This window comes from Streptosporangium sp. NPDC006013, assembly GCF_040614275.1.
GTDB lineage: Bacteria > Actinomycetota > Actinomycetes > Streptosporangiales > Streptosporangiaceae > Streptosporangium.
The window spans coordinates 1-15,623 of sequence record NZ_JBEXUE010000234.1; the positions used below are offsets into that span (position 1 = coordinate 1).

The 15,623-nt window shown below is 69.9% G+C and carries 11 protein-coding genes; 7 read left to right on the plus strand and 4 right to left on the minus strand.

The window, feature by feature from the left end:
• Positions 1–327 precede the first annotated feature (327 nt).
• Complete coding sequence (locus ABZ260_RS29970) at positions 328–1,308, minus strand: Gfo/Idh/MocA family oxidoreductase (RefSeq protein WP_355624551.1); 981 nt, start codon at positions 1,306–1,308, stop codon at positions 328–330.
• A gap of 74 nt (positions 1,309–1,382) precedes the next feature.
• Positions 1,383–2,966 (minus strand): peptide chain release factor 3, encoded by a 1,584-nt coding sequence (locus tag ABZ260_RS29975; protein WP_355624553.1) that lies wholly within the window; start codon positions 2,964–2,966, stop codon positions 1,383–1,385.
• 251 nt (positions 2,967–3,217) lie between these two features.
• On the opposite strand from ABZ260_RS29975, the gene ABZ260_RS29980 reads away from it, so the two are divergent.
• The 6 genes from ABZ260_RS29980 to ABZ260_RS30005 all read left to right on the plus strand — a co-directional run bounded on the left by ABZ260_RS29980 (position 3,218) and on the right by ABZ260_RS30005 (position 12,904).
• Positions 3,218–3,979, plus strand: a complete 762-nt coding sequence (locus ABZ260_RS29980) for a protein phosphatase 2C domain-containing protein (RefSeq protein ID WP_355552831.1) — start codon at positions 3,218–3,220, stop codon at positions 3,977–3,979.
• A gap of 524 nt (positions 3,980–4,503) precedes the next feature.
• Positions 4,504–5,118, plus strand: a complete 615-nt coding sequence (locus ABZ260_RS29985; protein ID WP_355624555.1) for a hypothetical protein — start codon at positions 4,504–4,506, stop codon at positions 5,116–5,118.
• 13 nt (positions 5,119–5,131) lie between these two features.
• Positions 5,132–7,243, plus strand: coding sequence for a flotillin family protein (locus ABZ260_RS29990; protein ID WP_355624557.1), 2,112 nt, complete (start codon positions 5,132–5,134; stop codon positions 7,241–7,243).
• Positions 7,240–12,288, plus strand: a complete 5,049-nt coding sequence (locus ABZ260_RS29995; protein WP_355624560.1) for a DNA repair ATPase — start codon at positions 7,240–7,242, stop codon at positions 12,286–12,288. Before ABZ260_RS29990 ends, ABZ260_RS29995 begins: the two co-directional genes overlap by 4 nt.
• 47 nt (positions 12,289–12,335) lie before the next feature.
• Positions 12,336–12,470: a hypothetical protein gene (locus ABZ260_RS30000; RefSeq protein ID WP_355624562.1), complete on the plus strand. Its 135-nt coding sequence runs from the start codon at positions 12,336–12,338 to the stop codon at positions 12,468–12,470.
• 71 nt (positions 12,471–12,541) lie between these two features.
• Complete coding sequence (locus ABZ260_RS30005) at positions 12,542–12,904, plus strand: DUF488 family protein (RefSeq protein WP_355624564.1); 363 nt, start codon at positions 12,542–12,544, stop codon at positions 12,902–12,904.
• A 132-nt stretch (positions 12,905–13,036) separates the two neighbouring features.
• Here the strand turns inward: ABZ260_RS30005 and ABZ260_RS30010 are convergent, their stop codons facing one another.
• Together ABZ260_RS30010 and ABZ260_RS30015 are read right to left on the minus strand one after the other, a co-directional pair.
• On the minus strand, positions 13,037–14,146 hold the full coding sequence (locus tag ABZ260_RS30010; protein ID WP_355624566.1) for a DNA alkylation repair protein: 1,110 nt from the start codon (positions 14,144–14,146) through the stop codon (positions 13,037–13,039).
• A gap of 194 nt (positions 14,147–14,340) precedes the next feature.
• On the minus strand, positions 14,341–14,946 hold the full coding sequence (locus ABZ260_RS30015; RefSeq protein ID WP_355624568.1) for an XRE family transcriptional regulator: 606 nt from the start codon (positions 14,944–14,946) through the stop codon (positions 14,341–14,343).
• A 123-nt stretch (positions 14,947–15,069) separates the two neighbouring features.
• On the opposite strand from ABZ260_RS30015, the gene ABZ260_RS30020 reads away from it, so the two are divergent.
• Positions 15,070–15,623, plus strand: a 554-nt coding sequence (locus ABZ260_RS30020) for an NAD(P)/FAD-dependent oxidoreductase (protein ID WP_355624570.1), incomplete at its 3' end; no start/stop codon positions are given.

Below are 15,623 nucleotides of genomic sequence, written 5' to 3' on the forward strand. Positions count from 1 at the left end.
CCAAAGGAACGCTTCAGCGACGGCGCGTAGCCCGGCCCACCGAAAGTGAGCGACTACGGCGCGCACCACATACGGCCAGAGCGCGTGCAGCGGAGGTGGGCGGGTGTTCCGGCCGGCGTAAAAAGAGCCCGCAACCACCGCGCCCGAGCAGGCCGGAGGCCGAAATCACCAGACGGCAACCAAGACGGCCGGCCGGAACACCCGCCCACCGCAGCGGGCACAGCGCAAAACCCGCACAGCACACGACGAAAAACTCACCACGCAGGGCACGGCGAACAACCCGCACCTGGAGAACCCCCGGGCCCGCACCGGAAAGCTCCAGATCAGTCATTCACCGGGAAACCGGACACCCACCTGCGCGCGGACCTCGTCCAGAATGCCCATCACGTTCAACGTCGCCTGCCACGGCACCAGCGGGCTCTCCAGCAGCCCCTCGCGCAGGCAGCGCATGGCCTCGGCCGCCTCGTGCAGCATGCCGGTCCCCTCGAAGGGAACGTGGAAGGTCTCCGGCTCGCCGCCCATGCGGTGCAGGACGAAGGTGTCGGGACGGAAGAACGGATTCGGCAGCTCGATCCGGCCGAGCGGACCGGAGATCGACGCGGTGACCGGACTGCTCGCGGTGATACCGCAGGAGAGCAGGGCGACGGCTCCGCTGTCGTAACCGAGCAGCACGCCGGTGTTCTCGTCCACACCCTCGGGGGTCAGCCGCGCCCAGGACCGCACCCCGGCGGGGACGCCGAGCACGAGGTGGGCGAAGGAGATCGGGTAGACGCCCAGGTCGAGCAGGGCGCCGCCGCCCAGCTTCGGGTCGCGGAGCCGGTGGTCGGGCTCGACGGAGACGGAGATCGAGAAGTCGGCGTGCACGGAGTCGACCGGGCCGACGGCCCCGCCCTCGACCAGCTCCACGAGCTTGCGGATGCCCGGGACGCAGCGCATCCACATGGCCTCCATCAGGAACAGGCCCCGCTCCCGCGCGAGGTCGACCAGCTTGGCGGCCTCGGCCCGGTTCAGGGTGAACGCCTTCTCGCACAGTACGGCCTTGCCCGCCTCCAGACAGGTCCGTACCGCGGCGTAGTGGGCGTTCTGGGTGTTGGCCACGTAGATGATGTCCACGTCCGGGTCGGCGGCCAGCTCGGCCCAGCTGCCGTGGGCCCGGGGGATGCCGTACCGGTCGGCGAAGGCCCGCGCGGACTCCTCCGACCTCGATCCGACCGCGACCACCTCGGCGTCCGGCAAAAGCTTCAGGTCTTCGGTGAAGGTGGCGGCTATGCCACCGGTCGCCAGGATTCCCCACTTAGTCACACTCATGACGACATATCTCACCATGCACGGCACACAGACGGGCCGGGTACGGCTCTCAGGAAAGGCCGTACCCGAGCCGGTCAGCCGCGAGTGTCCGCGAGCAGGGCGTTCAGCACCAGGTCAGGGTGGTCGCGCATGACGCCGCGCATCCGCCACTCGTCGGTGAACAGCGCCAGCAGGACCCCGTCCAGCGAGCGGGTGAAGACCTCCACCCCGCGCTGGCGGGCCAGGATCGGCGCCGACTCGGCGTCGGTGAGCCTGGCGATGCCGAAGTCGAGCCGGTCCATCAGGATCTCGGTGTTGAACTCGGTGGCCATCCGGTGCTTGACCACGTCGAACTGCATCGGACCCACCGCGGCGAGCACCGGCGACTGGTCGCCTCTGACATCGGAGCGGAGCACCTGGACCACGCCCTCGGCGTCGAGCTGCTCGATGCCCTTGCGGAACTGCTTGGAACGGCTGGAGTCGCGGACCCTTGCCGTGGAGAAGTGCTCGGGGGCGAAGCTCGGAATTCGGGGGAACTCGACGGGCGAGCCGTCGTACAGCGTGTCGCCGGGACGCAGGGCGCTGGCGTTCACCAGTCCGACCACGTCGCCGGGGTACGCCTCGTCGATCGTGGCGCGTTCCTGGCCGAAGACCGACTGGGCGTACTTGGTGGCGAACGGGCGGGCGGTGGCCGCGTGGACGAGCACCATGCCGCGCTCGAACCTGCCCGAGCAGACCCGGACGAAGGCGATCCGGTCGCGGTGCGAGGGGTCCATGTTGGCCTGCACCTTGAAGACCAGGCCGGAGAACGGCTCCTCCAGCGGGCGCGGGTCGTCGTCGACGTCCGGCCGGGGCGCGGGAGCGGGAGCGATGTCGACCATGGCGTCCAGCAGGCGGCCGACGCCGAAGTTGGACAGCGCGGCCCCGAACAGCACCGGGGTGGACTCGTGCGCCTCGAAGGTCTTCTGGTCGTGGTCGGCGCCGATCGCGGAGAGCAGGTCGATCTCGTCCTTGGCCCGCTCCCAGTCGCCGCCCAGGTCGATCAGGGCCTGCTCGGCGCTCAGGTCGGTCTCGATGGCCTTGGTGGCACCGCCGGGGGTGCGGGTGTAGCGGACGATCCGGTCGGCGGCACGGTCGGCCACCCCGTGGAAGAAGCCGCCGGTGCCGATCGGCCAGGTGATCGGCGTGGGCTTCAGACCGGTCTTCTCCTCGATCTCGTCCAGCAGTTCCAGGGCCTCGCGGCCCGGCCGGTCCCACTTGTTGACGAACGTGATGACGGGGATGCGGCGGTGCCGGCACACCTCGAACAGCTTCAGCGTCTGCGGCTCCATGCCCTTGGCCGCGTCGAGCAGCATGACCGCGCAGTCGACGGCGGCCAGCACCCGGTAGGTGTCCTCGGAGAAGTCCGCGTGGCCGGGAGTGTCGACCAGGTTGAACATGTGGCCGCGGTATTCGAACCTGAGCGCGGCGGAGGTGATGGAGATGCCTCGGGCCTTCTCCATCTCCATCCAGTCGGAGGTCACCCCGCGCCGTCCGGACTTGCCGTGCACCGCGCCCGCCTGGCTGATCGCGGAGGCGTGCAGCGCCAGTGCCTCGGTCATGGTCGACTTGCCCGCGTCGGGGTGGCTGATCACCGCGAACGTGCGGCGACGTGCCGCCTCCTGCATGATCGCGGTCATTCCTGATCTCCTAGCGGTGCGTAAAGTGGGGAACTCCGGGCACAGTGCGGAGGCACTGAGGAGGCACTGAGCGGCCACTGAAACAGCTTACGCGCCACCACCGGTGTCAACAGATGTGGCAACACTTCCCCAGGCCGCTTGCGCCACCATGGTGTTAAGTGGATCGTGGAACATCTCGGTTCGCCATAGGCCCATCCCAACTGTCCGAAAGCGGCTCAGCTCGTGCAACTCGACGATCTAGTGATGTGCAGATGATCACGCTGCGCTATACGGCAGGGTCCGACGTCGGCCGGATCCGGCAAGGCAACGAGGACGCCGCCTACGCGGGCGCGCGGCTCCTGGCCGTCGCCGACGGAATGGGCGGTCACGTGGGTGGTGAGGTCGCCAGCTCGGCGGCCATCGCCACCGTGGCGTCCCTGGACCAGGAGTGCCCGGGCGACCTCGCCGCCGCCGCCGAGGCCGGGGTCCGCAAGGCCAACCAGCGCCTGCGCGAGCTGGTCGCCGAAGACCCGTCACTCACCGGCATGGGGACCACTCTGACCCTGATGCTCTGGAACGGCTCGCGCGTCGCCCTGGCCCACATCGGCGACTCCCGCGCCTACCTGCTCCGCAACGGCGATCTCTATCAGATCACCTACGACCACACCCTGGTCCAGACGCTGATGGACGATGGCCGCATCACCGCGGAGGAGGCCGCCCGCCACCCGCACCGGTCGATCCTGCTGCAGGTCCTCGACGGCAACGAGAACCTCGAACTCGACCTCTCCCTGCGGGACGCCGAGGTCGGTGACCGCTACCTGCTCTGTTCCGACGGGCTCTCGGGGGTGGTCGAGGCCGAGCGGCTTCGCCAGGTGCTCGCCGAGGTCGACGACCTTCAGGAGGTCACCCGGCAGCTGATCGCGCTCGCCTGCGAGGCGGGAGGGCCCGACAACATCACCTGCGTGGTCGCCGACGTGGTCGAGGGGGAGATCACCGACAATCCCGTGGTGGTCGGTTCGGCCGTCCCCTCATAAGCGCTCACAGAGGCTTACAGAGGCTCGCAGAAGCCGCCCGCTCGTGGCCGGCCACCGCTCATGCGGACAGGTCACGACACGCCGGGATGCCCTGGCCGCCGCCCGCTGCCCGGTGAGTCCTGGCCACAGCCGGGGGACAGCGGTTATCGTCGGAAACCCACGTTCCTCGCCGACCCACCTTTCGGAGGGATGTCCCCCGTGTACAAGGAATTCGCCATCGAGGCCGTCGTGTGGCTCATCCCCGTCGTGATTCTCGTCGGTCTCGCCTACATGATCACCCGGCCCGCCTGATCTCTCGGGATCACGCCGAGGACGCGAGGCCACGCCTGCGCTCCTCGGTTTCCGCATGCCCTCGGACGACCCCGCGCGCACAGCCCCCGGGAACCCGCAGGTGGAGCAGTTAATACGGATATTTTTCCAATTTGGGAACTATTCCCTTTAACCAATCTTTACCTGTATATAGTCACCAACACGCGCTCGGGGGAGCGCGGTCCGGTACGCCAGCAGGGGGACCTCACACACCAATGGGCCAGTTCGTCGATGCCACGCTGTCCTTTCCGACCGTCCTGTTCACGTTCCTGCTCCTGGTGATCATCGCGTACTGGGTGCTCGTCGTGTTCGGCGTGTTCGGGTTCGAAGGTGACGGCGACGGCGACGGCTCCGAAGCCTCGGGGGCCACCGGCTTCCTGAGCGGGCTGGGACTCGGCGGGGTCCCGGCCGCACTGGTCATCTCGCTGCTGGTCGTCGTCGCCTGGTTCGCGAGCCTCGTGGGCGGCACACTGTTCACCGGCACCCCCGCCCTGGTGGCGGTACTGGTCGCGGCGCTGGTCTGCGCCTGGGCGTGCACGCGCCTCATCGTGCTGCCGCTGCGACGTCTCATCCCGAAGGAGCGCGTCCCCTCCCGCGCCGACTTCGTGGGCCGTGCGTGCGTCATCCGCACAAGCCGGGTCGGCAGTGACTTCGGCCAGGCCGAGGTCACCGCTCCGGACGGCTCCTCCGCTCTCGTTCAAGTGCGTCAGACCGGCGACGACGTCTTCGCCGCCGGAAGCACCGCCCTGATATTCGCCTATGACTCCCCCGGCGAGTTCTTCTGGGTGATGCCGTACGCCGCGGAACTCGACCCTGATCGTCCTATTTAACCGAGGGACCATTTTGGACGTCATCTCCACCGGACTCGGCATCCTCCTTGCCGTCATCCTCCTCGTCGTCGTCGGCCTGCTCATCATGATCAGCCGCCTGTTCAACAAGGTCGAGCAGGGTAAGGCCCTGATCATCTCGAAGATCAACAAGGTGGACGTCACCTTCACCGGGGCCATCGTGCTGCCCATCTTCCACAAGTCGGAGCTGATGGACATCTCGGTGAAGACCATCGAGATCGCCCGGACCGGCCGTGAGGGCCTGATCTGCCGCGACAACATCCGGGCCGACATCCGCATCACCTTCTTCGTCCGGGTCAACAAGACCGTCGAGGACGTGGTGAAGGTCGCCCAGGCCATCGGCACCGCCCGCGCGAGCGACCAGGAGACGCTGCAGGAGCTGTTCAACGCCAAGTTCTCCGAGGCGCTCAAGACGGTCGGCAAGCAGCTCGACTTCGTCGACCTCTACACCCAGCGTGACCGGTTCCGCGACCAGATCATCCAGGTCATCGGCACCGACCTCAACGGCTACAGCCTTGAGGACGCGGCCATCGACTACCTCGAGCAGACCTCGCTGATGTCCCTCGACCGGAACAACATCCTCGACGCGCAGGGAATCAGGAAGATCACTGAGCTGACCGCCATCGAGCACGTACGGACCAACGAGTTCCAGCGTCGCGAGGAGAAGGAGATCACCCGCCAGAACGTGGACGCGCGGGAGGCCATCCTGGAACTTGAGCGCCGCCAGGCCGACGCGGAGATCAAGCAGAAGCGCGAGGTCGAGACCATGCGTGCCCGCGAGGAGGCGGAGACCGCCAAGGTCCAGGCCGAGGAGCGGCTCAAGGCGCACGCCGCGAATCTCCGTACCGACGAGCAGCTCGGCGTCCAGCAGGAGAACCAGGCCCGCGAGATCGCGGTGGCGGCGAAGAACCGTGAGCGGGTCCTCGCCATCGAGACCGAGCGGATCGAGAAGGACCGTCTGCTGGAGGTCATCGCCCGCGAGCGCGAGACCGAGCTGTCGCGCATCTCCAAGGACAAGGAGCTGGAGGGCGAGAAGCGCTCCATCGCCGAGGTGATCCGCGAGCGGATCGTGGTGGAGAAGACCGTCGCCGAGCAGGAGGAGAGCATCAAGCGCCTGCGGGTGGTCGAGGAGGCCGAGCGGACCCGCCAGGCCGTGATCATCCAGGCCGAGGCCGAGGCGCAGGAGAGCCTGGTCAAGGACATCAAGGCGGCCGAGGCCTCCGAGGCGGCGTCCAAGCACCGGGCCCGCGAGGCGCTGGTGCTGGCCGAGTCCCGGCAGCAGGCCGCCGAGCTCGACGCCCGCGCCAAGATCCGTCTGGCCGAGGGCATCCAGGCCGAGACCGCCGCTCCCGGACTGGCCGAGGTGCAGGTGCGCGAGCGGGACGCCGCGGCGATCGAGAAGGTCGGCCGCGCCGAGGCCTCCGTCGAGCGGGAGAAGGCGCTGGCCATCGCCGAGGGCGAGCAGGCCAAGGCGCACGCCGTGGCCACCGCGGTGCGCGAGAAGCTGAAGGCGGAGGCCGAGGGCGAGCAGGCCATGGCACTGGCCGCCGCCTCGACGGTCGGCGAGAAGCTCAAGGCCGAGGCCGAGGGTCTCACCGAGAAGGCCGCGGCGATGGCCGCGCTCACCGACGCGACCCGCGCCCACGAGGAGTACCGCCTGCGGCTGGAGGCCGAGAAGGAGATCCGCCTCGCCGGGGTGAACGTGCAGCTCAAGATCGCCGAGGCGCAGGCCTCCGTGGTCTCCGCCGGCCTGTCCAAGGCCAACATCGACATCGTCGGCGGCGACAGCGTGTTCTTCGACAAGCTGATGAGCTCGATCACCATGGGCAAGGCGGTGGACGGCTTCATGGAGCACTCCGACGTCGCCCGCACGCTGGCCGAGCCCTACCTGAACGGCTCGGAGAGCCTCCCCGCCGACCTGAGCAGGGTCCTCGGCTCGATCGACACCGCCGACGTGCGGAACCTCTCGCTGTCCGCGCTGCTGGTGAAACTGATCAAGGACGGCGGCCCCGACGCCGACCGGCTCCGCGGCCTGCTGAGCGAGGCCCAGGCCGCGGCCACCACCACCGAGGTCCCGGTCGCCGCGCTCAACTCCGCCGGCAAGTGACGTCCTCCACGGCGGAGGCCGTCACCGACGCCCCCGGCGCGGAGGGGGCCGGGCTGGACGCGGGCACCTACGAGGTGCTCCGCGCCCGGCTGGCCGAACAGGCCGCCGAGCTGGCCAGGCGGTCCGACGCGCTCAACGCCGAACGCCTGGCGGTGTTCGGCGGAGCCGAGCTGCGCCTGATCGGCACCGAGCGGATACGCACCGAGAACAACTGCGTGCCGCGCGACATCGTCTCGGTCGGCGGGCTCATGCTCTTCGGCTACAACGTGTTCATCGGGCTGAAGCCGGAGACGGCCGTCGCGGACGTCTTCTCCATGCACACGTTCGTACGGGACACGGCGGACGCGTTCCGGTTCGACCCGGCGCCGATGTTCCGTGACCCGCGCTTCGAGCGGGACTTCGCCGAGCTCTACCGGTACTACCGGGAGACCCGGCTGCTCCAGCTCCGCCGGGTCGAGGGCAAGCTGCTGGCCGTCTTCCAGACCGGCCCGCAGGACACCCGGGTGCTGCGCTGGCAGGTCGGGGTGGACGGCACGCTCACCTACATCGACGACCGGGGGGAGCGCGACCACACGTTCCCGCCCTCGCACGACTTCGAGTGGACCCCCGCCACCCGCGACGACCACGTGCTCGGCCGCCACCCGCACATCTCGATCCAGGGCGAGGTGTTCGTCGAGACCGTCGGCGGCGACCTCACCATCAAGATCGAGAACAACACCGAGTCCGGTGAGGGCATCTACCGCGAGCCCGTCACCGAGCCGCTGCAGAGCCTGGCCGACGCGGAGGTCCAGCACGCCAGGATCGGCCCGCTGATCCTGCTCCGGATCCGGCCGTACAAGGAGCCCGAGTGGCGGTACCTGGTCTTCAACACCAGGACCAAGGGCGTGGTCCGCCTCGACGGCATCGGGCAGGCCTGCCAGCGCCTGCCCGAGGACCAGGGGATCATCTTCCCCGGCGGCTACTACCTGTCCACCGGGGTCAGCAAGACCTTCGACACCGACGTGTCCGAGCTGGAGTTCGAGCGGGTCATCCGCTCCCCCAACGGCGAGGACGTGCTGTACGTCTTCCACGCCCGCGCCGAGGGGCGCTCGCTGCTGCTGCCGTACAACGTGATCCGCAAGCAGGTGGCGAATCCGCTCTCCTGCCACGGCTACTCGCTGTTCGACGACGGCACGCTGGTCGTCTTCAGGGCCACCTCCGAAGAGCCCACCCGCGTCCACCCGATGCAGGTCTGGCAGACGGCGTACCAGTCGGACCTCTACGCCGCCGGCCGTCCGGTCGGCACCGGCCCGCTGGAGCGGATCGGCAACGCGGAGCTGGTCCGGGGCATCTCCGACTGCCTCTCGGTGGCCGGGATGGTCGACGAGATGGCGCCGTCGATCCCGGTCTTCGAGGCGCTGATCGCCTCCTGCGCCCGGGTCTTCGACCACTACCACTGGCTGGGCGAGCACGGGTTGCGCGGCCCGCTCGCCGACGTGCGGGCCACCGCCGAGCAGGTGCTGGACGAGTTCGAGAACGTCCAGTCGCTCACCCGGCAGGCCGCCGAGGCGCTGGAGGCCACCGCCGCCGACGTCACCGCGCTGGTACGGCACGCGCGGAGCGAGGCGCCCAGGTCCGCCCAGGGCTGGGTGGACCGGCTCTCGCAGCTGCGCCAGTCGCAGGGGCACCTGGTGACCCTGCGCGAGCTGCGCCACGTCGACGTCGCCAGGATCGACGCGCTCGACGCGGAGCTGGCGGCCGAGCTGGACAGCACCGCGCAGCGCGCCGCTGGCTTCCTGCGCGGCGACGACGCCTTCGCCGGCTACCACGCGGAGGTCGAGTCGCTGGTCTCCGAGGCGGGCGCCATCGCGACCGTGGCCGAGGCCGGGCCGATCGGCGAACGGCTGGAGCGGCAGGCGCGGGGCCTGGAGATCGTGGTCGAGGTGGTCGGCACGCTCGACATCGCCGACGCCACCGTGCGGACCGCCATCCTGGAACGGGTCGGCGAGGTGCTCGGCGGCGTCAACCGCGCCCGCGCCACGCTGGACGCCCGGCGCGGGGAGCTGCTGGCCGGTGAGGGCAGGGCCGCCTTCGCCGCCGAGTACGCCCTGCTGGGGCAGGCGATCACCGGGGCGCTGGCGATGTCCGACACCCCCGAGCGCTGCGACGAGCAGCTGGGCCGGCTGATGCTCCAGCTGGAGAACCTGGAGTCGCGCTTCGCCGAGTTCGACGACTTCCTGGGGCAGCTGTCCTCGAAGCGGGAGGACGTCTATGAGGCGTTCTCCTCGCGCCGCCAGGCGCTGCTCGACGAACGGGCCCGCCGCGCCGACCGGCTGGCCGACTCCGCGACCCGGATCCTGTCGAGCGTACGACGCCGCCTGGCCGGGCTGAGGTCGCTGGACGAGGTCAACACCTACTTCGGGTCCGACCCGATGGTGCTCAAGCTCAAGAGCGTGGCCGGGGAGCTGCGCGCGCTGGGCGACCAGGTCCGTGCCGAGGAGCTCGAAGGCCGGGTCAAGTCCGCCCGCCAGGAGGCGGGCCGCGCCCTGCGCGACCGGCTCGACCTCTACACCGACGGCGGCGAGACCATCCGGCTCGGCCGCCACCTGTTCGCGGTCAACACCCAGCCGGCCGACCTGACCCTGGTCCCGTACGAAGGCCGGATGGCGTTCGCCGTCACCGGGACCGACTACCGTTCCCCGGTGCTTGACGCGGCCTTCGAGGAGACCCGGCCGTTCTGGAACCAGCTGACGGTCTCGGAGTCGCCGGAGGTCTACCGGGGCGAGCACCTGGCCGCCGCCATCCTGGCCGCCGCCGAGTCCGGCACCCTGACCCTGGGCGAGCGGCAGGTCTCCCTGGACGCGCTGCACGAGGCGGCGGTGGCCGACGGGGAGCTGCTGGAGATCGTCCGCCGGGTGGCGGAGACCCGCTACGACGAGGGCTACGAGCGGGGCGTCCACGACCACGACGCCACCGCGATCCTGCAGGCGGCGCTCCGCCTGCACGCGGGCGCGGGCCTGCTCCGCTACCCGCCGGCGGCGCGGGCCGCCGCCCAGCTCTTCTGGACCTACGGCACCGACGAGGCCGCCCGCGCGACCTGGACCACCCGGGCGACGTCGCTGGCCCGGGCCCGGACCCTGTTCGGCCAGGTGGAGGCGGTACGGGAGACCCGTGCCGCCCTCGGCTCCGCGATCGCGTCCTTCAGCCGGGGTCTCCACGGCCGGCCGGAGAGCCCGGCGGGCGCGCTCGCCGTGGCCGCCGCGAGCACGTCCGGGGCGCCCCGGGCGACCGGGACCCGCGCACAGGGAGACGAGGGCGTCTTCGAACTGGCCGGGGAGTATCTCTTCGAGGAACTGGCGGGCAAGCCGTTCGGGTTCGTGACGAGCGCGGGGGCACGGTCGCTGCTCGACCGGTTCGACCGGGCGCTCGGCCCCGCACGCCAGGAGTTCGAGGACGACCTGCGAGCGCTCGGCGACGACCTCTCCGGGCGTCACCGCCTGGCTGAGGCATGGCTGTCCGCCTTTGACGTCTCGACGCCGGGCTCCGGGCTGGGCTCGGCATCGGCCTCCGGATCGGCGGAGCTGGTGGAGGCGGTTGCCGTACTGCTCTGCGAGGTGGCGCGGCACGACTCGTCCGCGGCGCTGACCGCCACGGTCGAGGGGCTGCTCGGCGCGCACCCCCGGATCTCCGGGCGCGCGATCCAGCTGCGGCTGGACGAGTTCCTGGCCAGGACCCGGCACTTCCGCGACCACCGCGTCCCCGCGTACCGCGCCTACCAGAAGCGGCGCAACGAGTTGGTCGCGGCCGAGCGTGAGCGGCTGCGTCTTGAGGAGTTCCAGCCGAAGGTGATGACCGCCTTCGTCCGCAACCAGCTGCTCGACGAGGTCTACCTGCCGCTGATCGGCGACAACCTGGCCAAGCAGCTCGGCGCGGCCGGGGATGCCAAGCGGACCGACCAGATGGGCATGCTGCTGCTCATCTCCCCGCCCGGCTACGGCAAGACCACCCTGATGGAGTACGTGGCCAACCGGCTGGGGCTGATCTTCGTCAAGGTCAACGGCCCTGCCCTGGGCCACCTGGTGACCTCGGTGGACCCGGCGCAGGCGCCCGACGCGACGGCGCGGCAGGAAATCGAGAAGATCTCCTTCGCGCTGGAGATGGGCAACAACGTGCTGCTCTACCTGGACGACATCCAGCACACCTCCCCGGAGCTGCTGCAGAAGTTCATCTCGCTCTGCGACGGCCAGCGCCGGATGGAGGGTGTCTGGGAGGGCAGGACCCGCACCTACGACCTGCGCGGCAAGCGCTTCGCGGTCTGCATGGCGGGCAACCCGTACACCGAGTCTGGCAAGCGCTTCCGCATCCCCGACATGCTCGCCAACCGCGCCGACGTGTGGAACCTCGGTGACGTGCTGTCCGGCCGGGACGAGCTGTTCGCGCTGAGCTACATCGACAACGCGCTGACCTCCAACCCGGTCCTGTCCCCGCTCTCCACCCGCGACCGCGACGACATCCGCCTGCTGGTACGGCTGGCGCGGGGCGACTCGGGGGTCCGGGCCGACCAGCTCTCCCACCCGTACTCCTCGGTGGAGCTGGAACAGGTCCTCGCGGTGCTCCGCAAGCTGCTCCGGATCCAGAAGGTGGTGCTGGCCAACAACCAGGCGTACATCGCCTCGGCCGCCCAGTCGGACGCCTCGCGGACCGAGCCGCCCTACCAGCTCCAGGGCTCGTACCGGAACATGAACAAGCTCGCGGCCCGGGTCGTCCCGGTGATGAACGACGCCGAACTGGAGGCGGTGATCGACGATCACTACCTCGGCGAGGCCCAGACCCTCACCTCAGGGGCCGAGGCCAACCTGCTCAAACTCGCCGAACTACGCGGCACCCTGACCGCCGAGCAGGCCGCCCGATGGACCGAGGTGAAGACCGCCTACCTCCGCTCCCAGGCCCTCGGCGGCGCCGAGGACGACCCGATGACCCGCGCGATCGGCGCGGTCGGCCTCCTCGCCGACCGGGTGAGCACCGCCATCGAACACGCCGCCGACCGGCTCTCCCCCGAACCGTGAAACCCGCTCACGGAGGCCAAGGCCGGCAAGGAACGCTCTGGTGGCCCTTGCCCGCCTGGCCCCGTGACCGGCACTCGGTCAAGCTCGACCCGCTGGCCACCGACGTCCGCCACCACCTGCGGCAGGTCTCCGGCGGAAACGGTCCCGACCACGAGGTCAACGTCACGCTGTCGCCCGGCTGATCGACGGACCGACTCCACCCGGTAGCCGGACCTGTGGCTACTCATTACCGCGATCCGGGAACGACCCCGGCATGGCTAACGAACCAAAAGTACGAGTGCGCCGGGTCTACGAGGAGCCGGAGGCGCAGGATGGTGCCCGGGTGCTGGTCGATCGGGTCTGGCCGCGCGGGCTGTCCAAGGAAAAGGCGCACCTGCAGGAGTGGTGCAAGGCGGTGGCGCCCTCGACCGAGTTGCGCAAGTGGTACGGCCACGATCCGGCTCGGTTCGAGGAGTTCGGCCGCCGCTACCGGGCCGAGCTGAAGGACCCCGAGCGGGCCACCGCGCTGGAGCACCTGCGAGAGCTGGCGAAGCAGCGAACGCTGACGCTCCTGACCGCGACCAGGCAGGCCGACATCAGCGAGGCCGTGGTCCTCGCCAACCTGCTGCGGAGTTGACTGCGGTGTCCTACGTGAGCTCGGCACCGAGGGGAGCGCGCGGCCGACCGAGTGAGTACCGCCATCGAGTCCCCCGAACCATGAAGGCCGAGGTCGGCAAGAGGCGCTCTGCCGCCTTACCCCCGTGAGCTGTCAGCCAGGAGCGAGCAGGGTGAAGTCGGTGCGACCGGAGGCGACTCCGTTGACCTGGAGTTCAACCGCGTGGGTGCCGGGGTAGTAGCGCCTGGTGGTGATCTCGCGGAACGAGTGGTCGCGCGAGAGATCGATGCTGTCGCCGGGTGCGAGGGTCCTGGTAGTGAGCTTGAAGGTCTTGCCGCTCTGGCTCCCGTTCGCTCTCCTGTGGTGAACGATGTAGTCGATTGCGAGCCGCACCGGCTCCTGTCCGGGGTTGGTGACGGAGACGGCGAATCTCAGCGTACCGCCGAACGGCACGGTGGTGCCGGCGAGCTTCGGCCCCACGATCTCGACAACCGTGCCCGGAGTGAACCCCATCAGTTCCAGTGCGCCGGGGTGGCCTTTCTTGATCAGTGTCCGCAGTCCGTGCTGGACGAGTCTCCGCGTGTTGCCGTCCGGATCGGCCAGCCAGGCGGCGGCGGTCTCGATCACCAGGTCGGGCTGCTCCCTGCTGAGGTCGTTGAGATGGTTGGCGACCGAGCGTCGTACGTACTCGCTCTCGTCCCGATACAGGGCGCTGATGATCGGCACGGTCGAGTGGGGATTCGCGAGAATGGCCGGAACCCGCTTGGCCCAGGGCAGGAAAGCCCGGGTCCCCTCGGTCGCGAGGCGGCGGACATGCTCACTGGGATGAACGGTCCAGTCGATGATCTGTGCCATCGCGCGATCGAGATCGCGTTCTAGCAGCAGGCGGATGGCGAACTCGGAGGTCAGGCGTGGAGTGAGCTCCGCGAGCGCGTCAAGGGCGTCATCAAATGCCTCGCCGCTCCCATCCTCGATCGCCTTGGTGGCAACAGCACTGCTCACCGGCCAGATCAGCCAGCCGCTGAAGGGATGTCCCCCGTTCAGCGCGGCCCGGACGGTGCCCGCGAAGGACCCGTAGTCTCCGGGCAGGTCCCGCAGCAGGGCGTCACGCAGCAGGTCGGCACGCTCGCGCAAGGACAGGGAGCCGAGTTCGGAGGTCGCCGCTCGAAGTGCCGTGAGCCGGGTGTCCGGCACGACCGCCCCGATCGCCTGGGCCAGTGTGCGGGCGGTGTCGGGTCCGATGAGCTCATCGGCGAAAGGCATGTGTGTTCTCCAATGGAACGTCGCGGCGGCGTGCCCGCCGCGATGGGGTGCGGAGATCCCTCCTGCTCATCGCGCGGCCCGGCACGCGGCAGGAGAGGCCAGGTCTTCCCGCGTGCGACGCTCCCGGGAACCGCCGCGAGTCGTAGACATAATGACACGACCGTCTTCGGGGCGGGCGCCCGGCGCTGGTCGGCTCATCTGCTGGAGGGGCGGGCGCGGACGTGCAGACGTTCGCCCTGGGGGCCGAACAGGCTGAGTGCCTCGGCGGGTTCCGGGCCGGGATTGCTGAAGGCGTGCGGGATGTGGGTGTCGAACTCCGCCACCTCTCCGGGCATCAGGACGATCTCCTTCTCGCCGAGCGACAGGCGCAGCCGCCCGGACAGCACGTAGAGCCACTCGTAGCCCTCGTGGACCCGCTGTTCCGGCCCGCAGGCGGGCCGGCTCGCCGGAATGATCATCTTGTACGCCTGGAGCCCGCCGGGCCGGCGGGTCAGCGGGACGAACGTCATGCCGTTGTGGGTGATCGGGCGCTGGTGGACGCGCGGGTCGCCGGTCTCCGGCGCGCCGACGAGCTCGTCCAGGGGGAGCTGGTGGGCCCGGGCCAGCAGGAGCATGAGTTCCAGGGTGGGACGGCGCTGACCGGACTCCAGGCGGGACAGGGTGCTGACCGAGATCCCGGTGGCCTCGGAGAGCTGCGACAGGGTCGCGCCGCGCTGCTGGCGCAGTGCCCGCAGGCGCGGGCCTACCGCGTCGATGACCATGTCGAGGGCTTCGTCCGGGGTGAGGATGTCGTCGTTCATGCCACCTATTTGCCATCCCGGCAAAGGCGTTTGTCAAATCTGCCGCCGTGCGCGGATAGTTCAGCGACGAGACGGCCGCCGTGATCCCACTCCGGCCGTACGACGAGCAGAGGAGAGCACGCGGTGAAGGAGAAGTACGACGTGGTGGTCGTCGGTGGCGGCGCGGCCGGGCTCAGCGGGGCCCTGACCCTGAGCCGGGCACGCCGCTCGGTGCTGGTGGTCGACGCCGGTGCCCCGCGCAACGCCCCGGCCGGGCATGTGCACAACTACCTGGGCCGCGAGGGCACACCCCCCGGCGAGCTGCTGGCCGTCGGCCGCGCCGAGGTGACCGGTTACGGCGGTGAGATCGTGACCGGCACCGCCACCTCGGCCCATCGGCTGGAGGACGGCGAGGGCTTTCGCGTACTGCTCGCCGACGGCCGGGAGGTTCGGGCCCGGCGGCTGCTGGTGACCACCGGCCTGGTGGACGAGCTGCCCGACGTTCCAGGACTGGCCGAGCGGTGGGGGCGCGACGTCCTGCACTGCCCGTACTGTCACGGCTGGGAGGTCCGCGACCAGGCGATCGGCGTCCTGGCCGACAGCCCGATGGCCGCGCACCAGGCCCTGCTGTTCCGGCAGTGGAGCCCGCGGGTGACCCTGTTCCTGCACACCGCCCCCAAACCCACCGACGAGGAGTA

What these genes read in the sequence shown, in the direction of transcription:
- ABZ260_RS30015 (WP_355624568.1), bottom strand. Translation starts at nt 14,946, where the DNA reads ATGAACGACGACATCCTCACCCCGGACGAAGCCCTCGACATGGTCATC.
- ABZ260_RS29985 (WP_355624555.1), top strand. Translation starts at nt 4,504, where the DNA reads ATGGGCCAGTTCGTCGATGCCACGCTGTCCTTTCCGACCGTCCTGTTC.
- ABZ260_RS30005 (WP_355624564.1), top strand. Translation starts at nt 12,542, where the DNA reads ATGGCTAACGAACCAAAAGTACGAGTGCGCCGGGTCTACGAGGAGCCG.
- ABZ260_RS30010 (WP_355624566.1), bottom strand. Translation starts at nt 14,146, where the DNA reads ATGCCTTTCGCCGATGAGCTCATCGGACCCGACACCGCCCGCACACTG.
- ABZ260_RS29975 (WP_355624553.1), bottom strand. Translation starts at nt 2,966, where the DNA reads ATGACCGCGATCATGCAGGAGGCGGCACGTCGCCGCACGTTCGCGGTG.
- ABZ260_RS29980 (WP_355552831.1), top strand. Translation starts at nt 3,218, where the DNA reads ATGATCACGCTGCGCTATACGGCAGGGTCCGACGTCGGCCGGATCCGG.
- ABZ260_RS29970 (WP_355624551.1), bottom strand. Translation starts at nt 1,308, where the DNA reads ATGAGTGTGACTAAGTGGGGAATCCTGGCGACCGGTGGCATAGCCGCC.